This window comes from Nocardia sp. NPDC006630 (assembly GCF_040611495.1).
GTDB lineage: Bacteria > Actinomycetota > Actinomycetes > Mycobacteriales > Mycobacteriaceae > Nocardia.
In genome coordinates this window covers 502,004-523,500 of sequence record NZ_JBEXOK010000001.1, presented here as the reverse complement: position 1 = coordinate 523,500, position 21,497 = coordinate 502,004, and the positions used below count along the sequence as shown (strand labels likewise).

General features: G+C 67.5%; 16 protein-coding genes. 12 read left to right on the top strand and 4 right to left on the bottom strand.

Going from position 1 to position 21,497, the window contains the following annotated elements:
• The first annotated feature begins 2 nt into the window (after nucleotides 1-2).
• Nucleotides 3-7,499 (top strand): amino acid adenylation domain-containing protein, encoded by a 7,497-nt coding sequence (locus ABZX86_RS02380; protein WP_355119195.1) that lies wholly within the window; start codon nucleotides 3-5, stop codon nucleotides 7,497-7,499.
• A 3-nt stretch (nucleotides 7,500-7,502) separates the two neighbouring features.
• Here the strand turns inward: ABZX86_RS02380 and ABZX86_RS02375 are convergent, their stop codons facing one another.
• Entirely contained in the window at nucleotides 7,503-8,369 is an 867-nt protein-coding gene (locus ABZX86_RS02375; RefSeq protein WP_355119193.1) for an oxygenase MpaB family protein, read from the bottom strand.
• A gap of 145 nt (nucleotides 8,370-8,514) precedes the next feature.
• On the opposite strand from ABZX86_RS02375, the gene ABZX86_RS02370 reads away from it, so the two are divergent.
• A complete protein-coding gene (locus ABZX86_RS02370) occupies nucleotides 8,515-9,147 on the top strand; it encodes a TetR/AcrR family transcriptional regulator (protein WP_355119191.1) in 633 nt (210 codons plus the stop codon).
• A 28-nt stretch (nucleotides 9,148-9,175) separates the two neighbouring features.
• On the opposite strand, the gene ABZX86_RS02365 is transcribed toward ABZX86_RS02370, so the two are convergent.
• Both ABZX86_RS02365 and ABZX86_RS02360 read right to left on the bottom strand, forming a co-directional pair.
• Nucleotides 9,176-10,033 carry an oxygenase MpaB family protein gene (locus ABZX86_RS02365; RefSeq protein WP_355119189.1) on the bottom strand — a complete coding sequence of 286 codons (858 nt, stop codon included), beginning with the start codon at nucleotides 10,031-10,033 and terminating at the stop codon, nucleotides 9,176-9,178.
• 231 nt (nucleotides 10,034-10,264) lie between these two features.
• Complete coding sequence (locus ABZX86_RS02360; RefSeq protein ID WP_355119187.1) at nucleotides 10,265-10,711, bottom strand: hypothetical protein; 447 nt, start codon at nucleotides 10,709-10,711, stop codon at nucleotides 10,265-10,267.
• Between the two features lie 255 nt (nucleotides 10,712-10,966).
• On the opposite strand from ABZX86_RS02360, the gene ABZX86_RS02355 reads away from it, so the two are divergent.
• The 4 genes from ABZX86_RS02355 (at nucleotide 10,967) to ABZX86_RS02340 (ending at nucleotide 14,093) form a co-directional block, all read left to right on the top strand.
• Nucleotides 10,967-12,394, top strand: a complete 1,428-nt coding sequence (locus tag ABZX86_RS02355) for an acyl-CoA synthetase (RefSeq protein ID WP_355119186.1) — start codon at nucleotides 10,967-10,969, stop codon at nucleotides 12,392-12,394.
• Nucleotides 12,395-12,452: 58 nt separating this feature from the next.
• Nucleotides 12,453-12,824: a PPOX class F420-dependent oxidoreductase gene (locus ABZX86_RS02350; protein ID WP_355119184.1), complete on the top strand. Its 372-nt coding sequence runs from the start codon at nucleotides 12,453-12,455 to the stop codon at nucleotides 12,822-12,824.
• A 193-nt stretch (nucleotides 12,825-13,017) separates the two neighbouring features.
• The gene (locus ABZX86_RS02345) at nucleotides 13,018-13,746 is read left to right on the top strand and encodes a hypothetical protein (protein ID WP_355119182.1); all 729 of its coding nucleotides are present in this window, start codon (nucleotides 13,018-13,020) and stop codon (nucleotides 13,744-13,746) included.
• A 5-nt stretch (nucleotides 13,747-13,751) separates the two neighbouring features.
• Nucleotides 13,752-14,093, top strand: coding sequence for a hypothetical protein (locus ABZX86_RS02340; RefSeq protein WP_355119180.1), 342 nt, complete (start codon nucleotides 13,752-13,754; stop codon nucleotides 14,091-14,093).
• On the opposite strand, the gene dapD is transcribed toward ABZX86_RS02340, so the two are convergent.
• Nucleotides 14,090-15,046: a 2,3,4,5-tetrahydropyridine-2,6-dicarboxylate N-succinyltransferase gene (gene dapD / locus ABZX86_RS02335; RefSeq protein ID WP_355119178.1), complete on the bottom strand. Its 957-nt coding sequence runs from the start codon at nucleotides 15,044-15,046 to the stop codon at nucleotides 14,090-14,092. The two genes, ABZX86_RS02340 and dapD, sit on opposite strands and share 4 nt — an antisense overlap.
• Before the next feature lie 61 nt (nucleotides 15,047-15,107).
• Between dapD and dapE the strand changes: the two genes are divergently transcribed.
• The 6 genes from dapE (at nucleotide 15,108) to ABZX86_RS02305 (ending at nucleotide 21,489) form a co-directional block, all read left to right on the top strand.
• Entirely contained in the window at nucleotides 15,108-16,211 is a 1,104-nt protein-coding gene (gene dapE, locus ABZX86_RS02330) for a succinyl-diaminopimelate desuccinylase (protein ID WP_355119176.1), read from the top strand.
• Nucleotides 16,212-16,398: 187 nt separating this feature from the next.
• Nucleotides 16,399-17,193 (top strand): TIGR00730 family Rossman fold protein, encoded by a 795-nt coding sequence (locus ABZX86_RS02325; protein WP_355119174.1) that lies wholly within the window; start codon nucleotides 16,399-16,401, stop codon nucleotides 17,191-17,193.
• The gene (locus ABZX86_RS02320; RefSeq protein ID WP_355119172.1) at nucleotides 17,187-17,738 is read left to right on the top strand and encodes a TIGR00730 family Rossman fold protein; all 552 of its coding nucleotides are present in this window, start codon (nucleotides 17,187-17,189) and stop codon (nucleotides 17,736-17,738) included. Before ABZX86_RS02325 ends, ABZX86_RS02320 begins: the two co-directional genes overlap by 7 nt.
• 98 nt (nucleotides 17,739-17,836) lie before the next feature.
• Nucleotides 17,837-19,606, top strand: coding sequence for a long-chain-acyl-CoA synthetase (locus ABZX86_RS02315; protein ID WP_355119170.1), 1,770 nt, complete (start codon nucleotides 17,837-17,839; stop codon nucleotides 19,604-19,606).
• 90 nt (nucleotides 19,607-19,696) lie between these two features.
• Nucleotides 19,697-20,569: a dihydropteroate synthase gene (gene folP / locus ABZX86_RS02310; protein WP_355119168.1), complete on the top strand. Its 873-nt coding sequence runs from the start codon at nucleotides 19,697-19,699 to the stop codon at nucleotides 20,567-20,569.
• Nucleotides 20,566-21,489, top strand: coding sequence for a glucosyl-3-phosphoglycerate synthase (locus ABZX86_RS02305; protein WP_355119167.1), 924 nt, complete (start codon nucleotides 20,566-20,568; stop codon nucleotides 21,487-21,489). The genes folP and ABZX86_RS02305 overlap by 4 nt, the downstream gene beginning before the upstream one ends.
• Nucleotides 21,490-21,497 lie beyond the last annotated feature (8 nt).

The window sequence follows — 21,497 nt, the reverse complement described above, 5'->3', positions numbered from 1 at the left end:
CCATGGACAGCGTTCCGCGTACCGCGCGTGGTAATCGCCGGCGGCGGTCCGGCAGCCCGCTCTACGGCCAACTGCTCACCGCCACGGTCGAATCCGCGGCAGACGTCATTGCCATCCGGTTCAACCCGACCGGCGAACCCGGTGATCAGCGCGAGATAACCTACGGCGACCTGGATGCGCGATCCTCGCGGCTCGCTCGTGAGCTGATCGCGCGCGGTGTCGGTCCCGGCGATATCGTCGCGATCGGCATCACGCGATCCATCGAATCGGTGCTCGCGGTGTGGGCCGTGGTGAAGACGGGCGCGGCCTACGTGCCCGTCGATCCGGCCTATCCGCTTGATCGGATCGACTATCTGCTCAACGACTCCGGCGCCGTGCTCGGTCTCACCCTCGGGGAGTTCCGGGCGGCGCTCGGAGCCGCCACCTCCTGGATCGAACTGGATGATCCGCCGGCGGCGGCGCGCATCGCCCGGCATCCGGCACATCCGGTTTCCTACGCCGACCGGGTGCGCACGCTGACCGAACAGCATGCGGCCTATGTCATCTACACCTCCGGCTCGACCGGAATGCCCAAGGGCGTGGTGGTCACCCACACCGGTCTGGCCGGAGTGATCACCGCCGAACGCAAGCACTACGGCATTACCGCCGGCTCCCGGGTGCTGTACGCCAGCTCGCCCAGCTTCGATTTCTCGGTGCTCATCACGCTGCTGACCTTCACCGCCGGGGCGACGCTGGTGATCGCACCCCCTGCGGTCTTCGGCGGCGCGGATCTGGCCGAACTGCTGCGCCGGGAAGCCGTCACCCATGTGCCGATCACACCGGGCGCGCTGGAATCGGTGGATCCGGCGGGACTGGACACGGTCACCACCGTGATCGTCGGCGGCGAGGCCTTTCCGCCGGAACTCCTGCAGCGCTGGACCGCGCCGCAGCGCTCGATCTACAACGCCTACGGGCCCACCGAGGCAACGATTCTCGTCACCAGCACCGCGGCGCTGGTCCCCGGCGACCCCATCGTCATCGGTTCTGCCGTCCCCGGGGTCGGCGCGTTCATTCTGGATCCGCGGTTGCGGCTGGTGCCGGACGGCGTGATCGGCGAGTTGTATCTGTCGGGTCCGGCGCTGGCGCAGGGCTACCACCGGCGGCCGGATCTGACGGCGGAGCGGTTTGTCGCCAGCCCGTTCGCCGACGGGGGTGCCGGACGGCGGTTGTATCGCACCGGAGATCTGGTGCGGCGCACCGAATTCGGGACCATCGAGTATCTGGGCCGCGCTGATCACCAGGTGAAGATTCGCGGCCTGCGGATCGAACTCGGTGAGATCGACACCGCGCTGACGGCGCATCCAGAGGTGGATTATGCGGCGACACTGGGGAGAACGCTGCCGTCGGGAGTGACCGGGCTGGTCTCCTACGTGCTGCCACGCGCCGGAAGTGTCATCGACACAGCGGAATTGGCGGCCTTCGCCGGAGCGTCGCTGCCCGACTACATGGTGCCCGCGGCCATTGTGGTGCTGGCGGAGATTCCGCTGACACCGGTCGGCAAGCTGGATCGAGACGCCCTGCCGGAACCGGTCTTCGCGGCCCGCGAGTTCCGCGCGCCCGCCACGCGCGTGGAAGTGGTGATCGCGAAGGTGTTCGAGATTCTGCTGCTGCGGAACGGACCCGATCAGCGCGTCGGCGCGGAGGACGATTTCTTCGAACTCGGCGGCAATTCGCTGCTCGCGGCGCAGGCGGCGGCGCGTATCGGCAATGAGCTGGGCCTGCGGGTGCCGGTGCACCTCCTGTTCGAGGCATCCTCGGTAGCCGCACTCGCACAAGAACTTTCGAGGGATGCCGCGTCCGCCGCCGGTCCGGCGCTGGGTGCGCTGCCGCGACCGGAACGAATTCCGCTGTCCTTCGCGCAGCAGCGCATGTGGTTCCTGAACCGGTTCGATCCCGACAGCGCGGTGGACAATGTTCCGCTGGCGGTGCGGTTGACGGGGGCCATCGATATCGAGGCCTTGCGTGCGGCGGCGCGGGATCTGGTTGTGCGACACGAGGTGCTGCGCACCATCTATCCGGAGGTCGACGGCGAGGGCTATCAGCTGGTCCTGCCGCTCGGTGATCCCCGCGCCGTGCCGCACCTTTCGCTCGAGGAGGTGCACCCGGCCGCCATCGCCTCGCGGGTGGGAGAGGTGGCCGGAGCGGGTTTCGATATCACCGCCACACCGCCGATTCGTTTGCGGCTGTTGCGGATCGGGGCCGACGACCATGTACTGGTCGCGGTCATCCATCACATTGCCGGGGACGGGGTGTCGATGGGCCCGCTCACCCGCGACCTGGTCACCGCCTACGCCCAGCGCGCCCGGGGCGGGGAACCGGCCTGGGAGCCGCTGGCCGTGCAGTACGCGGACTACACGGTGTGGCAGCGGGAAACCCTGGGCAGCGAGGACGATCCGGAATCGCCGCTGGCGCAGCAGATCGCCTTCTGGCGGGAGAATCTGGCGGATCTGCCCGACGAGCTGGTCCTGCCCTTCGACCGGCCGCGGCCGCCGGTCGCGTCCTACCGGGGCGGCACCTTCGGGTTCCGTATCGACGACAAAATCTACGCGGCGACAACGGCATTCGCCGAGTCCCGCAATACGACGCTGTTCATGGTCGTGCACGCCGCGCTGGCCGTGCTGCTCGCGCGGCTGTCCGGCACCCGCGATATCGCCATCGGCACGCCGGTGGCGGGTCGCGGCGCGGCCGAACTCGACGATCTGATCGGCATGTTCGTCAATACGCTGGTGCTGCGCAGCGATATCGACCCGGGCGGGGGTTTCGAGGAGCTGCTGCGGCAGGTGCGCACGGCCGACGCCCGTGCCTTCGGGCAGACGGAGGTGCCGTTCGAGCGGCTGGTCGATCTGCTCGATCCGGCCCGCTCCCAGGCGCGCAACCCACTGTTCCAGGTCATGCTGGCCTTCCAGAACATGGCGCCCACCCGGCTGGAATTGCCGGGGCTGACCGTGGCGGGCGCGGATCTGCGGATACCGTTCGCCAAGTTCGATCTGCAGCTGACCATGCAGGAATCGCACGATGAGAACGGTGCGGCCATCGGGATGGCGGCCGAATTCTCCTATGCCCTGGATCTTTTCGACGAGCCGACGATCGCGGCCTTCGCACAGCGTTTCCAGCGGGTACTGGCGGCGGTGACCGCCGACCCGGATCTCGCGGTCGGGGATATCGATCTGCTCACCGACGGTGACCGGCAGCGGGTGCTCGGTGACTGGAATGCCACCGGCTTCGACGTGACCACCGTGGCGAATCTGCCGAACGGTGCCGCGGCGACGCTGGTTTCGCTGTTCGAGGCCCAGGTGGCGGCTACGCCCGAGGCGACCGCATTGACCTTCGAACAGGAGCGGCTCACCTACCGCGAGTTGTCGGAGCGGACCAATCGCCTGGCGCGCCGCCTGATCGGCGCGGGCGCCGGGCCGGAATCGACTGTCGCGCTGGCTATACGGCGCTCCACCGAGTTGGTCGTGGCGATCTATGCCGTGCTCCAGGCCGGAGCTGCGTATGTGCCGCTCGACCCGGATCAGCCGCTCGATCGCAACGCGTACATTCTCGATATCGCGCAGCCGTGCCTGGTCCTGACAGCGGCGGGGGACGGGTTCAGCTCCGGCGCGATTCCGGTACTCCCTGTCGACGAGCCGGAGGAGACGGCCTACCCCGGTGGTGCGCCCATCGCGGATCATGAACGGACGCAACCGCTGCGGGCCGGGAACACCGCGTACCTCATCTTCACCTCCGGCTCCACCGGCCGCCCCAAAGGGGTGGCTGTTTCCCATGCGGCCATTGTCAATCGGCTGCTCTGGATGCAGGCCGAGTACCGGCTCACCACGAATGATGTGGTGCTGCAGAAGACTCCGGCGACCTTCGATGTGTCCGTATGGGAATTCTTCTGGCCGTTGCAGATCGGTGCGCAGCTGGTCGTTGCCAAACCCGGCGGGCACCGGGACCCGGCGTATCTCGCGCGCTTGATCGCCGAGAAGGGGATCACCACAGCTCATTTCGTGCCGTCGATGCTGGCGGCGTTTGTTGCCGAGCTCGAGGGCGGTGGATCCCGGCCACAAGCACGCCGGGATGACGAGGGGGTGTTGCTGGGCGGGGATGACCGGGGGGTGTTGCTGGGCGGGGATGACCGGGGGGTGCTGCTGGGCGGGGATGACGAGGGGGTGGTGCCGGGCGGGGACGGTGCGGGGATGGCGCTGCGGCGGGTGTTCGCCTCGGGGGAGGCGCTGCCCGGGGGGACTGCGCAGCGGTTGCGGGAGTTGACCGGGGCGGCTGTGCACAACCTGTACGGGCCGACCGAGGCGGCGGTGGATGTCACCTGTCACGAGGTGATCGATGCCGATGTGCGGTCGGTGCCGATCGGGCGGCCGGTGTGGAATACCCAGGTCTACGTGCTGGATTCGCGTCTGCATCCCGTGGCTCCCGGAATCGCCGGTGAGCTGTACCTGGCGGGGGCGCAGCTGGCGACCGCGTATCTGGGCAGGCCGGATCTGACCGCGGATCGGTTCGTGGCCAATCCGTTCGGGGAACGCGGGCTGCCCGGTGCACGCATGTATCGCACGGGCGATCGGGTCAAATGGAGTCCGGCCGGTGAACTGGAATACCTGGGGCGCAACGATTTCCAGGTGAAGCTCCGCGGCCTGCGCATCGAGCTCGGTGAGGTCGAGGCCGCACTGCTCGCCCAGTCGTGCGTGGCTCAGTCGGTGGCCCTGGTGCGCAAGGACATTCATATCGGCGATCAACTCGTCGGCTATTTCGTGCGCGAGTCCGGCGCCGAGGTGACAATCGGCGATCTGAAGGCAGCGCTGTCACACGTGCTGCCCAGCTATATGGTTCCGTCCGCCCTGGTGGAGCTGGATGCGTTCCCGCTCACCGCTTCCGGGAAGCTCGATCGGAAAGCCCTCCCGGCTCCGGTATTCGAGGTCGAGCATTTTCGCGCCCCCTCGACGCCTGTCGAGGAGATCGTGGCCGGAGTCTTCGGCGACCTGCTCGGCGCCGACAGCATCGGCGCGGACGACGACTTCTTCGCTCTCGGCGGCAATTCATTGATTGCCACGCGCGCGGTGTCCCGGATCAACGAGGCTCTCGACGGCGCTCTCACGGTGCGCGAATTGTTCGAGACCGCAAGGGTTTCCGAACTGGCGGCACGCATCGTGCCCGGCGCGGCCGCCGCCGGGCGGGCGGGTGCGCGACCGGCGCTGCTCCCGTACCCGCGGGAAGACGCCGACCGGCCGCCACTGTCACTGGCCCAGCAGCGCATGTGGATTCTCAACCAATTCGACACCGACTCACCGGCGTACAACATCCCCATGGTCATCCGGCTCACCGGCGGGCTGGATACGAACGCGCTGAGCCGCGCCGCCGAGGACGTGCTGGCCCGGCACGAGGTGCTGCGCACCCGCTATCCCGAATCCGGCCCCGGCGGCACGCCTTTCCAAGAGATCCTGCCGGTGGCAGCGGTACTGCCCGGCGGTCTGCAGGTGGAACAGCTCGATGCACCGGCCGGATCACCCGGAGCGACGCCGGATGCGGTGCGTGCTCGTATCGCCCAGCTGGTCGAAGGTGGATTCGATGTCGCCGCGGCGAGTCCCGTGCGGCTCGGACTCCTGACCGGTGACACCCCCGGCGACCACCTACTCGTTGTGGTGGCGCATCACATCGCAGCGGACGGCGCCTCCATGGCCCCGCTCGCCCGCGACCTGATGACCGCCTACCTGGCGCGCTCCGGCGGCGAAACACCGGGCTGGACGCCGCTGCCGGTGCAGTACGCCGACTTCGCCATCTGGCAGCGCGGCGTTCTGGGCTCGGTCACCGATCCGGATTCCCTTGCGGCGCAACAGCTGGGGTACTGGCGCGGACAACTTGCCGATCTGCCTGAAACAGCGCTGCTGCCACTCGATCGCCCTCGACCGGCGGTCGCGTCCCTGGCGGGTGCGATTGTCGATTTCACGGTCGGCGCGGACATCCATGCCGCACTGAACCGCATCGCGCGCCGCCATAATGCGTCACTCTTCATGGTGGTGCACGCCGCGGTCGCGGTGCTGCTGGCTCGTATCTCGGGCGGGTCCGACATTGTGATCGGCACGCCAATTGCCGGGCGCGGGGAACGGGCGCTCGACGATCTGGTCGGCATGTTCGTCAATACGCTGACGCTGCGCACCACCGTGGACGACTCGGCCTCTTTCGACGATCTGATCGAATCGGCCCGCAATACCGACCTTTCCGCCTTCGCGCATGCCGATGTGCCGTTCGAGGTGGTCGCCGATCTCGCCGGACGTACCGCGGCGAATCCACTACTGCAGGTCGTGCTGACCCTGCAGAACACCGAAACCGCCGTCCTGGAGCTGCCGGGCCTGACCGTCGCGGCCTGGGATACGGAGCTGGCGGCGGCGAAGTTCGATCTGCAGATCGGCGTCGAACCGCTGCGCGCGGTGGACGGGACCCCAGGCGAGCTGGCCGTAGTGTTCTCTTATGCCACAGACCTTTTCGATCGGGACACCATCGTTGCGCTTGGTAGTCACCTGAACCGCGTACTTACCGCCGTCGCCTCCGACCCGCACCTGCCGGTGGGCGATATCGGCCTCCCGGAGAGGACCGAATACCCACGCGCCCAGCCGAATACGGATGTCCTGCTGCTCCGGGCGGGTGCGCGGGGCGCGGAGCTGCCGCAATCCCTCCTGGCGGTGGTCGAGGACGATCCGGACGACCCGGCCGTGGTGTGGAGTGCGGGGGCACTGTCCTATGCCGAACTCGACTCGCGCTCTTCACGATTGGCACGAACGCTGGTCGAGCGCGGCAGCGGCCCCGGGGCCGGCGTCGCGGTCTGCCTCGACCGTGGTGTCGAGCTGGCCGTGGCCTCCTGGGCGGTGCTCAAGACCGGTGCGGTGCTGGTCCCGCTGCGGGCCGTCGACTCGCTACCGCCGGCCGGACTGGATGTGAAGGTCGGCCTGACCCTCGGCGCTGCGGTCTCGGCGCCGGGCATCGACTGGCTGTGCCTGGACGACACGGCCATCGCCGCCGAGGTCTCGGCCCAGTCCGCTCGCCCGGTGACCTACGCACATCGAAAAGCTGTTCTGCGCGGCGGCGATACGGCATTCGCCACCGCGGGCGCCCGCGCGGTGACCTATGACGAGTTGGCCGCCATGGCCGATCGAGTGCGGTCGGAAGCCGAGCTGACCTTCGAATCCCGCACCTACCACCTGGGTCGCACGGACGGCCCGCTCGCGGTGCTCGAACTGGTGGCCGCCGGTATGGCGGGCGCGTCGATAGTATTGCCCGGCAACGCTATCGACCTCGATACCGCGCTCGCCGAGGAGTGGGTCACGCACCTGCTGGCCGAACCCGCGTGGCTCGCCGACCTGGATCCCGGTGCGCTACCGGACCTGCGGGCCGTCGTCGCCGATGCCGGAACCGTACCGGAGCGGTGGAGACCGATTCCGCTGGTCGCGCTGCCCGGCCTGGCGAGGTGACGGCTAGACCAGCGGCCGTCCGAAGCGCCGGCGCAGGCGCATATCCGCGAGGTAGAAGTTGTACGGGAAGATCCGGATCACCTGCGGCATCCGGGTCCAGACCGCGGAGATCAGCCGCAGCAGGCGCCCGAAGAAGCGTTCGTCGCGCGCCGTCCACGTCATCCCCATCTCCTCCCGAAGATGCTGGGGGAGTAGGGCGGTCACGATGAAGCGGTGCAGTCCGCCGAACAGGAACTGCATCGGATACGGCAGCATCTTGAGATCGGTGAGGGCATTGAAGTACGCCCGGGTGGGCTCGTCGATATGGCGGGTGGCGAGGGTTTCCTCCCAGTACGCGTAGAACGCGTCGCGGGTGGGCGGCCACATTTCCGCGCGCATCTGCAGCGTGGTGCCCAGTCGGGCGCCGTACCGGTAGAAGGCCTCTGCCACTTCGGGATCCATCGGACCGCGCATGCGGTGGTACAGATCGTCGATGCCCCAGTACAGGCAGGCCGCCACCCACAGCTGCAGCTTCGGATCGAAGGCGTTGTACTTCACCGGGCTGGTCGGCTTGGTGTGCACGGTGCGGTGCGAGGTATTGACGGCTTCGCGGTAGGCGGCGCGATCCTCGTCATTGCCGATCATGGCGACCGCGATGTAGGTGAGGGTGGTGCGCAGCCGTTTGATCGGGCGCACCATGACGCTGCCGCTGCGGACATCGCTCTCCATGACGCCGTAGCCGACGGGCTTCAGGGACAGCTGCATGATGACATTGGCCGCGCCGCCGAGGAAGGCGGCAACACCGTCGATATGCGCGCGGACGGTTTCCGGAGTCAGTGGTTCCGGCAGGCCGGAGGCATCATCGAAAGACTTGCGCAGGGGGGCGGTCATCGTTGACTCGATCCTCGTCGTCATTCCTCACCAATGAGGAGAGTGTGAGAAACTCTTGCTCTCACCTTCTCATCGAGGTGCCGCACTGTCAATGTGCGATGATTGGTGCCTCATCGTATCTTCGCGACTCGAAAGGGGCCGGACCATGGCCAAGCTGGCCAAACTCCTGCCGCTCGTGCGCGGATCCGGTCCGGAGGACCGCAATCAGGCCAAGGTGCTCGATGCCGCATTGGTGGCCTTCCTGGACTTCGGAATCAAACGCACCAGCATGGTCGAGGTCGCCCGCCGCGGCGGCCTGTCACTCGCCACACTCTATCGGCGATTCGCCGGCAAATCCGATCTGATCCAGGCCGTCGGGCTGCGGCAGGCTCGGCAGTTCATCGCCGATGTGGATGCCGCGGTGCACTCGCAGAGCGAGCGGGACGCCGACGCCCAGGAGCAGATCGTCGCCCTGTTCGTCGCCTGCATCGAGGGACTGCGCGGCAATGTACTGCTGGAGCGACTGCTCAAAACCGAGCCGGAGATGGTACTGCCCTATCTCACCGTGCAGGGCGCGGCCGTCATCGAACTGGGCCGCGATTATGTCGCCGAATTCATTACGCGCCTGCAATCGGAAGGCAAACTTCCCGAATACGATCCGCTGCCGCTCGCGGAAATGATTGCGCGCAGCGCACTCTCGCTGGCGCTGACCCCGCAGACGGTTATTCCGCTCGATGACGAAGCGGCATTGCGCCGATTCGCCATCGATCACGTCGTGCCGGGATTCCGGATCTACTGACGCGCAACGCCTTCAGATGAACGGCGGGTTATACCAGGGGAAGGCCCAGTCGCCGGCGCAGCCGCATATCCAGCAGATAGGCATTGAGCGGGAAGCTGCGTACCGGGGTCGGGACCACCGCCTCGGCCGCGCCGATCGCACGCAGCGTGCGGGCCAGCAGCCAATCCTGACGCGGTGACCAGGTCATCCCCATCTCGTCCCGGAGATGTTGCGGCAGTAGGCCGGTGACGAAGAAGCGGTGGATGCCGCCGAACGCCAGCTGCACCGGCGCGGGCATCATCTTCAGATCGATGAGGTCCTCGAAATAGGCGCGAATCTTCGGGTCGATGACCGTGACGGCCAGATTCTCGGTCCAATAGCGTTCGAACGCCGGACGATCGGCGGGCCACATCTCCGGGCGCATCTGCAGTGTGGTGCCCAGCCGGGCGGAGTACCGGTAGAACGCGTCGGCATCGGCCGGTTTCATCTCGCCGTGCATGCGCTCGTAGAGGTCCTTGGCGCCCCAGTAGAGGCAGGCCGCCACCCAGAGCTGCAGCCGGGGATCGAAAGCGTTGTACTTCACCGGATTTCCGGGGCGGGACCGCACCTGCCGGTGCGAGGTGTCGACCGCCGCGCGATAGGCCGCGCGATCGGAATCGGTGCCGAGCAGCGCCACGGCCAGGTAGGTGACGGTGGTGCGCAGGCGTTTGATCGGGTGGATCATGACGTTCCCGCTCTCCACCGGGCTCTCGACCACGCCGTAGCCGACGGGCCGGAGGGAGAGCTGCATGATCACATTGGCCGCCCCGCCGAGCAGTCCGACGGCGCCGTCGAGGAACTGCCGGATATCGATGGGTGGTTCGGCGGTCGGGGGCGTTTGCGGCAGAGCGCTGAGCGGCCTGGTCATCGTTGACCACATCCTCGGGTGAGAAGGTTATGCACAAACTTTCTTACCCACTCGGCTCACCTGTCAACCGACTTGGCGGGTTCGCACCCTATTCGTGTCCCGGTCGCGGCCATCGCCCATGGCCGCCATTGCCCCCGGAGAACAGCGAAGCGGCCCGGAGAGTTCCGGGCCGCTTCGTGTTTCGGATGTCGCCCCGGTCCGTATCCGAGAGGGGCGACACCGGTCCGGGGGTTACGCGCCCGGGAGCTTGCCCGGCTGGCCGGAGCCGCTCGACAGCAGCTTCGCCAGCAGGGTGGAGAAGTTGGCGCCGCCGTTGGCGGAACCGGAGTTGTCGGCCGCGATGGGGGACTCGTCAGCGGTCGGGAGCGCCTTCGGCTGGCCCGAGCCCGAGTTCAGGAGGGTGGTGAGCAGGGTGCCGAAGTTCGAGGAACCGGTGGCCGAACCCGAGTTGTCGGCGGCGACGGCGCCCGGGAGCTTGCCCGGCTGGCCCGAACCGGAGGACAGCAGCTTGGTGAGCAGGGTGCTGAAGTTCGAGGAACCGGTGGCGGATCCGGTGTTGTCGGCGGCGACGTCACTCGCGGGGGTGACGGCGACGGTGTCGGCCAGGGCCGAACCCGCACCGGCGAAAACGATACCGGCGGCCGCGACGGCCACGCCGAATGCACGAAGCTTGCTCATTGATGCTCTTCTTCCGTAAAAGCTTTGATCGCCACGTTTTATGACGTCGACTGGTTGTCTATCACACGAGATTTGCTGGCAGCGTCCCCCGAATGAACGGGACGCAAACGGGCAGTTACCAACACCTCGACTAACGTGTGATCTTGATTGTGCGGTGCCCGAATACCCGATGGAAGATTTGCGATCTGGATGATTCGATCGCCGTACCGGGAGCGGAAATCGGTGTCCGGCCAGCAATTCGGTAGCGTGAGCACCGTGTCGTACAGGTCGCCGCTTTTGCTGAGCTCATTGAATCCGGCCGCCGTGGCCGCCGGAGCCGATATTCCGGACGCCGTCACCATCGACGGCGTGACGCTCTCGCGCAGCGATCTGCTGGGCGGGGCCACCTCGGTCGCCGAGCGGATCGCCCAGGCCGATCGGGTGGCGGTGCTGGCCCGGCCGACGGTGCGCACGGTGCTCGCGGTGGTGGGCTGCCTCATCGCCGGCGTCACCGTGGTGCCGGTGCCGCCGGATGCGGGCAGTGCGGAACTCGCGCACATCCTGCGTGATTCGGGTGCGCAGGCCTGGCTGGGTGAGGCCCCGGCGGGCAGCGACCTGCCCGTGGTGCCGGTGCGCACGCATGCGCGGTCCTGGCACACCTATGCCGAACCCCCGCCCGAGGCAACGGCATTCATTCTCTACACCTCCGGGACCACCGGTGCGCCCAAGGGCGTGATGCTCAGCAGGCGCGCCATCGCCGCCGGACTCGACGCCCTCGCCGAGGCCTGGGGCTGGACGGCGAACGATGTGCTGGTGCACGGACTTCCGCTGTTCCATGTGCACGGGCTCATCCTCGGCATGCTGGGACCGCTGCGGGTCGGCAGCCCGCTGATCCACACGGGCAAGCCCACGCCCGAGGCGTATGCCGCCGCGCCCGGCACCATGTACTTCGGCGTGCCGACGGTCTGGTCCCGCATCGCCGAAGAACCGGATGCGGCAAAGCAATTGGCGAATGCGCGCATTCTGATCTCCGGAAGTGCGCCGCTGCCGGTCCCGGTCTTCGAGCGGCTGCGCGCCCTCACCGGGCATGCCCCCATCGAGCGCTACGGCATGAGCGAAACCATGATCACGCTCTCCACCCGGCCCGGCGGGGAACGCCGGCCCGGCTGGGTGGGCACCACCGTCGCCGGAGTCGAGACGCGGCTGGTCGACGAGGCCGGTGCACCGCTCCCGCACGACGGTGAGAGCGTCGGCGGGCTACAGGTGCGCGGGCCCATGCTCTTCGACGGGTACCTCAACAAGCCGGAGGTGACGGCCGAGAACTGGACCGGGGACGGCTGGTTCAAGACCGGTGATGTCGCCGTCATCGACGCCGAGGGCTTCCATCGCATTGTCGGGCGGGAGTCGGTGGATCTCATCAAATCCGGTGGATATCGCATCGGAGCCGGGGAGATCGAGACGTCGCTGCTGGGGCATCCCGCCGTGGCGGAGACCGCGGTCGTCGGACTGCCCGACGACGATCTGGGGCAGCGCATCGTCGCCTATGTCGTATTGCGGGACGGCGCAGGCGATTCCGTGGCGCAGCAGCTGATCGATCATGTGGGAGCGGAACTCTCGGCGCACAAGCGGCCCCGCGAGGTGCGGGTGGTGCCGTCACTGCCCCGCAATGCCATGGGCAAGGTGCAGAAGAAACTGCTGCTCTGAGTGAACAGCGGGCGTTGCGCTTGACCTGAACCGCACTCGAGGTCCTAACGTCGCCTACATGATCGCAACACTGTCGCCCGCGCAGCTCGAATACCTCGCCGGTCAGCGGCTCGGCCGGCTCGCCACCATTCGCCCGGACGGCTCACCGCAGAACAATCCGGTGGGCTTCCGCTACAACGAGGCGCTCGGCACCATCGATATCGCCGGCCACAATATGGGCGCCTCCCAGAAGTTCCGCAATCTCAGCAAGGAGGAGCGCGTCGCCTTCGTCGTCGACGATGTGCCCTCGGTGCACCCCTGGACCGTCCGCTGCCTCGAAATCCGCGGCACCGCACAGGCATTGCGCGACGTCGAAACCTACATCCCCGGCGGCTCCCCGGAACTGATCCGCATCACCCCCGAGCGCATCATCGCCTTCGGCATCGACTGAGCGACCGCCGCCGCACCTCTCCGCCGAAACGGGTGTTCCCACTGCTGGGATGACTCGACCGTGCCCAGATCCGTTCTCCGGCACACTGGGTCGGAGAGTCGCGCAGCGCAACGGAGGTGACGGTGGTCCCCGCCTGCCGATTTCGACGCCGCTTCTCCGGCGTGGTCCCGGCAGTGGATGCCTGCTCGGGTCGATGAACCCGAGCGAAGCCCTGATCGGAGTCGGTCGACGGCTGATCGACCTGCTGGGCCCCGAGCAGGAGACTGTCGCGGTTGCCGGACCCTGTCGGTCGGGAGCCGCCGGGCTGCGCAGCGTCACGGATACGTATGTCGGGGTGGATCATTCGAACGTGCTCGGCCACCTGGACGAGACACCCCACAGCACAGGGGGCGGGGGCGCGTCACCCGACCCGGCGGTGCGCAAGGCCACCGAGATCTACGATGCGCTGGGCGCAGCACCGCCTCGGGTGAACATCGGCGAGAACGATGCCGCCCATGCGGCCGACGGTGCGCACACCATCGATCGGCACGGGCCGGAGGTGCCGCTGCACCGAGACGATGCCGCGCCGGGGGACCGGACCATCGAGGGCCGGATCTACGGCGATCCGCCGTGGGCCCACGCGCAGAACTGGTCCTACCGCTGGCCGGATATTTCGACGATGAGCCGGACGATCAACGACTACCTCCGGGCGAACTGGGAGACCGTTCGCAGCGACCTCGCCCTCGACGAATTTCACAAGGCCACCTTCGACACCGGGCACCTGACCGGAGAGGGGTTCTACAACGAAGGCATGAACGGGCTCGGGCCGAAGTCGGCGCGCGCCAACCGAACCAGCTTCGCCACTGTGGTCCTGAACCTGGTTCCGGGCCGCCCGCCGTCGTTCGTGGTCATCTCCGCGTACCCGGCCGGCCTACTACGCTGATAGATATGGAGCTTCCCGAAAAGCTGCGCGCACACGCGAATCGGCCGCTGCCGCCCGCGCTGGATCAGGTTCGGGATTTCCTGCGCGCATTCGTCGCCGACTGCGAGAGCCTGGACGAATTACGCGATCATCTGCTCCGGATCGCGCAGCGCAATCAGCGAGGTATCCGCCGCGAGCTGGCAGCCATCGACGCGGTACTGGACACGCCCCAGCCACCGGGCACGCTGTCCTGGATGGTCGCCGCCGACGGTAACTGGGTACTCGACGACGACACCTCCGACGCCGCGGCGGCCGCCTGGCTTCGCGATATCGCCGCACTCATCCGCGAGGTTCTCGGCGAAACCTAGTCGTTGGCGTGCAGGGCGGCGTTCAGTTCGATGCCGGTGCCCTTGCGCGGCACCACTTCTACGGCGCCGGTGACGGAATTGCGGCGGAACAGCAGGTTGTCCCTGCCGCTGAGTTCGGCGGCCTTGATGACCGCGCCGTCGGGCAGGGTGACCTTGGTGCCGGCGGTGACGTAGAGGCCGGCTTCGATCACGCAGTCGTCGCCGAGGGAGATGCCCAGGCCCGAGTTCGCGCCGAGCAGGCAGCGCTCGCCGAGCGAGATGACCTGCTTGCCGCCACCGGACAGGGTGCCCATGATGGACGCGCCGCCGCCGACATCGGAGCCGTCGCCGACCACCACGCCGGCCGAAATACGGCCCTCCACCATGGAATTGCCGAGCGTACCGGCATTGAAGTTCACGAAGCCCTCGTGCATGACCGTGGTGCCCGAGGCCAGATGCGCGCCCAGGCGCACCCGGTCGGCATCGGCAATGCGCACACCCGACGGGACCACGTAGTCCACCAGGCGCGGGAACTTGTCCACGCTGTACACGGTGACCGGGCCGCGGGCGCGCAGCTTGAGGCGGGTCAGCTCCAGCTCTTCGAGCGAGCACGGGCCGTGGTTGGTCCACGCCACATTCGCGAGCAGACCGAACTGGCCGTCCAGGTTCAGGCCGTGCGGGCGGACCAGGCGGTGCGAGAGCAGGTGCAGCCGCAGGTAGACGTCATGGGTGTCGATCGGCGGGGCGGACAGGTCGGCAATGCTGGTGCGCACCACGACAACCTCGACCCGGCGGGCCTCATCGACCCCGGCGACCTCGGCGAACTTGGCGTACTCGATATCGGAGGCGTCCAGGCGCTTCGACCCGGTATCGGTCACGTCACTCAGCTCGGGGTACGGGTACCAGGTGTCCAGGACCGTTCCATTGGCGGTGATCGTGGCAAGGCCGACTGCTATTGCTCCCTGAGTGCTCACGGCCGTCAAGGTTACCTTCAGCAACTGTGCAGTAGGGAACCCCTCCTTTAGGGTGGAGTGGGTGACCATCGATCTGAGCGCCGATCCCATAAACCTCGCCGCTGCTCTGGTGGATATTCCCAGTGTGTCCAAGGACGAGACGGTGATCGCCGATATCGTCGAGCGGGCCGTACGCGAGCAGACCACCGGGTTCGAAATTCTGCGGCACGGCAATACCGTGCTGGCCCGCACCAATCGCGGTCTGGCCACGCGCGTGATTCTCGCCGGGCACCTCGACACCGTGCCGATTGCCGACAATGTGCCCAGCCGGTTCGAAGTCGGGGCCGAGGGCGAGCGGGAGCTGTGGGGCTGCGGCAGTGTCGATATGAAATCCGGCGATGCGGTATTCCTGCACCTGGCCGCCACCGTCGCCGATCCGGTGCATGATCTGACGCTCATCTTCTACGACTGCGAGGAGATCGCCGCCGAGTTCAACGGACTCGGGCGCATCGAACGCGAACTGCCCGAATGGCTGGCCGGTGACCTCGCCATTCTCGGTGAGCCCTCCGGCGGATGGATCGAAGCGGGCTGCCAGGGCACCCTGCGGATTCGGCTCACCACCTCCGGCGTGCGTGCGCACACCGCCCGAGCCTGGTTGGGCGACAATGCTATTCACCGCCTCGCGCCCGTGCTGGAGCGCCTCGCCGGATACCAGGCGCGGGAGGTGGAGATCGACGGCTGCGTGTACCGCGAGGGCCTGTCCGCGGTCCGCGTCTCCGGCGGCGTCGCGGGCAATGTCGTGCCCGATGTGGCCGAGGTCGATGTGAACTTCCGCTTCGCGCCCGATCGCACCCTCGATGAGGCCACCGAGCATGTGCGCGAGGTCTTCTCGGGCCTGGACCTGGGTTTCGAACGCACGGACGGCGCCCCCGGCGCCCTGCCCGGCCTGTCCAACCCGGCCGCCAAGGACCTCATCGAAATCGTGCACGCACACGGCAGCGGCGGCGTCCGCGCCAAATACGGCTGGACCGACGTCTCCCGCTTCGCCGCCCGCGGCATCCCCGCCGTCAACTTCGGCCCGGGCGACCCCAACCTCGCCCACAAGCGCGACGAACACCTCCCCGTAGACCAGATCACCCAGGTCACCTCGATGCTTCGCAGCTATCTCCGGGGCGACAAGGCCTGAGGTGATCCCGCCCGAGAAACGGTCGCCCCCAGGGACATCCGCCCCAAGGTCGTGGCCCGCCCGGTTCTGGACTGAGCGGAGCAATGCCGCGCAGCGGCGAGCGCAGGGAGGGAAGAACCGGGTAACAGGGCCACGACCCCGCCCGGAGCGAAGCGGAGGGCAAATCAAACACAGCTAAGGTGGCTGCATGTCTGCTGAGGGTGAGCCGAGTGCCAGGACGCCGCAGTATCGCGGTCCGATAATGCTGCGGCGGGACCGGAAGGTCGGGATCGGGACGACCGATCAGCATCTGCTCGATGAGCGGGGACCTGCGGATTGGGTGCATACCGATCCGTGGCGGGTGCTGCGCATCCAGGCCGAATTCGTCGAGGGCTTCGGGGCTTTGGCGGAGGTGCCGCGCGCGGTCGCGGTGTTCGGATCGGCGCGCACGGCCCCGGAATCACCGGAGTACCAGGCGGGCATGGCCATCGGCGGTGCGCTCGCGCGCGCCGGGTTCGCGGTCATCACCGGCGGCGGGCCGGGCGCCATGGAGGCCGCCAATCGCGGCGCCTCCGAGGCCGGCGGGTACTCGATCGGGCTCGGCATCGAGCTGCCGTTCGAGCAGCACCTCAACGAATGGGTCGATCTCGGCATCAATTTCCGGTACTTCTTCGCGCGCAAGACCATGTTCGTGAAGTACGCGCAGGCCTTCGTCTGCCTGCCGGGCGGTTTCGGCACCCTGGACGAGCTGTTCGAGGCGCTCACCCTGGTGCAGACGCACAAGATCAACCAGTTCCCGATCATCCTGTTCGGCACCAAATACTGGGCGGGACTGGTGGATTGGCTGCGCGATTCACTGCTCGGCTCCGCCAAGATCGCGCCCGGCGATATGAACCTGATCCACGTCACCGACAGTGTGGACGAGGTCATCGCCCTGGTGCAGCAGGCCGCCGACACCCGCGCCCAGATGGACGCCGCCGCCGGAACGGGAGATCAGTGGTGAGCCGGCCGTATTCGGTGTGCGTGTACTGCTCGGCCAGCGTCGACGATCCGGCGGTGCTGGAGTTGTCCCGCCGCGTGGGCGCCGAAATCGGCCGTCGCGGTTGGCAATTGGTCTCCGGCGGCGGACACGTGTCCATGATGGGCGCGGTCGCGACGGCGGCGCGGGAGGCGGGCGCGAAAACCGTCGGCGTCATCCCGAAGAAGCTGGTGCACCGCGAAATGGCGGATGTGGACTCCGACGAGCTGATCGTCACCGATTCCATGCGCGAGCGGAAACAGGTCATGGACGACCGCGCCGACGCCTTCCTCACCCTGCCCGGCGGGCTCGGCACGCTCGAGGAGCTCTTCGAGACCTGGACCGGGGCCTACCTGGGCATGCACGACAAACCGGTGGTGGTCCTGGATCCCGACGGCCACTATCGCGGCCTGTTCGACTGGCTGGAGGAGGTGGCCGAGCGCGGATTCGCCGGACGGGCCGCCCTCGACCGCGTGATCGTGACCGCCGATTTCGCCGAGGCGTTCGAGGCGCTCGCGCCGGAGGACTGACCCGCAGAACCGACCGGTCCAGTGGGTTTTGCTCGACAACCCGGGGTACTTCCGTCAGGGTGTGGTCAGCAGCACAACCCGGTGAGGAGCCCAGCGAAGTGAATACCGACGCCCAATCGACGGTCGGCCTGATGGATTTGGTCCGCAGCCTGCCCGGTATGGCAGTGCAGGGACCAGGGATGCTGCGCAATGCCGTGCACATGCTGGTGAAATCCGATTCGAAGGCATCGATCGGACTGTTCTTCCAGCGCGCGGCCGCCAAACATCCGGACCGGCCCTTCCTGCGCTTCGAGGGCCGCGAATACCGCTGGGGCGAAGCCAATTCCGAGGTGAACCGGTACGCGCACGTGCTGGCCGAACGCGGGGTGAAGCGCGGCGATGTGGTCGGCATCCTGCTGGCCAACCGGCCCGAGGCGCTGTTCACGGTGCTGGCCGTGGTGAAACTCGGTGCGACCGCCGGACTGCTGAACCACAATCAGCGAGAGTCCGTGCTGCAGCACAGTTTCGGACTGCTGAACTCGGTGCTCGACGTGGTGGGGGAGGAGTGCGCCGAAGCCCTCGACACGCTCACCGAACTGCGCCCGAGCCTGCTGTGGTCGAAGGATCTGGAGGCCGCCGCCCGCACCGCGGACGCCATGAATCCGCCTGTGTGCGAACAGATCACGGCCCGGGAACGCGCCTATCTGATCTTCACCTCCGGTACCACCGGACTGCCCAAGGCCAGCGTCATGACGCATCTGCGCTGGACCAAGAGCATGGCGGGCATCGGCGGCCTCGGCGTCCGGCTCAACGGCAGCGACACCCTCTACTGCTGCCTGCCGCTCTATCACAACAACGCGCTCACGGTGGCGCTGTCCTCGGTCATCGCCGGCGGCGCGACACTCGCACTGGGGCGCAAGTTCTCGGCCTCCCGCTTCTGGGAGGAGGCCATCGCCACCCAGGCCACCGCCTTCATCTACATCGGCGAACTCTGCCGCTACCTGATCAATCAGCCGCCCAAGCGCACCGACCGCATGCACAAGGTGCGCCTGGCCGTCGGCAACGGCCTGCGCCCGGAACTCTGGGACGAATTCCGTAATCGCTTCGGCATCAAGCGCATTGTCGAGTTCTACGGCGCGAGTGAGGGAAACATCGCCTTCATCAATGCGTTCAGCCTCGACAAGACCGCCGGATTCACCCCGCTGCCGTTCGCCATCGTCGAGTACGACGACGGCACCGGCAGGGCCAAGCGCGGATCCGACGGCAAACTCCGCCGCGTCCACCCGGGCGGTGTCGGCCTGCTGCTCGCCAAGGTCACCAACAGTTCCCCCTTCGACGGCTATACCGACAGTGCCGCAACCGAATCCAAGCTGGTCCGGGACGGCTTCACCGCCGGTGACTGCTGGTTCGACACCGGTGATCTGGTCCGCGATCAGCGCTGGGGTCATATCGCCTTCGTCGACCGCCTCGGCGACACCTTCCGCTGGAAGGGCGAAAACGTGGCAACCACCGAGGTCGAGGGTGCGTTCGGTGGTGTGGACGCCATCGACGAGGCGGTGGTCTACGGCGTCGAGATCCCCGGCACCGACGGGAAAGCGGGCATGGCCGCCGTGACCCTCGCGGCCGGCGCCGAGTTCGACGGCAGGGCCGCCGCCAAGGTGCTCTACGACCGGCTGCCCACTTACGCTGTCCCCCTGTTCATTCGGGTGGTCACCGCGCTCGAGCAGACCTCGACCTACAAGAGCCGGAAGGTGGAGCTCCGCAATCAGGGCTTCACCACCGATGACAGCAGCACCCTCTACGCCCTGGCCGGGCGAACCGACGGCTACGTCCCCTTCTACCCCGAATATCCCGCCGAGGTAGCCGCGGCGAAGGCGCCGCGCGCCTGATCCGACCGGCCGGGGCGAGCGCCCCGTTCAGCGGCTGGTTCCGGTCGGCTGCCCAGCAGGGGCGGGACAGGGGTCGGTACATTGGAGCGCATGTGTGCGCCGTTGCCGACATTGTGCGGGAAGCCGGTGGCGACGGATCGGGCGCTCGTGATGGCGATCGTGAACCGGACGCCGGACTCGTTCTATGACAAGGGCGCGACCTTCAGTGACGAGGCCGCCATGGCCGCGGTCGCCCGCGCCGTGTCCGAGGGCGCCGATCTTGTCGATATCGGCGGCGTCAAGGCCGGACCCGGTAGCGATGTGGATGCCGCCGAGGAAGCCCGGCGGGTGGTCCCGTTCGTCGCGGCGATCCGGGCGCGGTTTCCGGACCTGTTGATCAGTGTGGACACCTGGCGAGCCGATGTCGCGCGGGCTGCCGTCGGCGTCGGCGCCGATCTGATCAACGACACCTGGGCCGGGGCCGATCCCGACCTGGTCGGGGTGGCGGCGGAACTGCACGCGGGAATCGTGTGCAGTCATACCGGCGGCGCGATACCGCGAACCCGCCCGCATCGGGTGCGTTACGCCGATGTGGTGGCCGAGGTCACCGAAACCGTGGTGGCGGCGGCCGAGAGTGCGGCGGCCGCCGGAGTGGCAAAAGATTCGATACTTATAGATCCCACGCATGATTTCGGCAAAAACACGTATCACGGGCTTGAATTGTTGCGGTCTGTGGACGTTCTTGTGAATACCGGATGGCCTGTCTTGATGGCGCTGAGTAATAAGGATTTCATCGGAGAGACTCTTGGTGTCGAGCTATCCGAGCGATTGGAGGGCACATTGGCAGCGACTGCATGGTCGGCCGCCGCGGGTGCTCGAGTTTTCCGGGTACACGAAGTGGCAGCCACCCGACGTGTTGTGGACATGATCGCCGCGATTCAGGGCTTACGCCCACCCGCCCGCACGTTGCGAGGTTTGGCATGAACAAGAACTGGGTGAAAACCAACAGCTGGGACCGTCCGCAGTGGACGGTCGAGGAACTCGTGGCCGCCAAGGGCGACCGCACCGTCTCCGTGGTGCTGCCGGCGCTCAACGAGGAGGAGACCGTCGCCGCCGTGGTGGCCAGCATTCGGCCCCTGCTCGGCACGCTCGTCGACGAACTCGTCGTCCTGGACTCCGGGTCCACCGACGCCACCGCCGAACGCGCACAGGCCGCAGGCGCGCGGGTGGTGACCCGGGAGCAGGCCGTGCCCGAACTCGAACCGGTCCCCGGCAAAGGTGAGGTGCTCTGGCGCTCACTCGCCGTCACCACCGGTGATCTGGTGGCCTTCGTCGACTCGGATCTGATCGACCCGGATCCGATGTTCGTACCGAAACTGCTGGGCCCGCTGCTCACCGTGGACGGTATGCACCTGGTGAAGGCGTACTACCGCCGTCCGCTGCGGCAGGGCGCCACCATCGACGACAACGGCGGCGGCCGCGTCACCGAACTGGTGGCCCGACCGCTGCTGGCCGCCCTGCGCCCGCAGCTCTCGAATGTGCTGCAGCCCTTGGGCGGCGAATACGCGGGCACGCGGGAACTGCTCACCGCCGTACCCTTCGCGCCCGGTTACGGCGTGGAGATCGGGCTGCTGCTGGACACCCACGACATGCTGGGGATGTCCGCCATCGGCCAGGTGAATCTCGGTGTGCGCCAGCATCGCAACCGGCCGCTGTCGGAACTCGGCGTCATGAGCCGGCAGATCCTCGGCACCGTGCTGGGCCGGGTCGGCGTCGCCGACTCCGGTGCGGCGCTGACCCAGTTCCCGCTCGTCGGAGGCGAATTCACCGCGCAGTCGACGGAAGTTTCCTTGGCAGATCGGCCGCCGATGAATACGCTGCGACCCGAATGGGCCGCGGCCTGAACGATCTA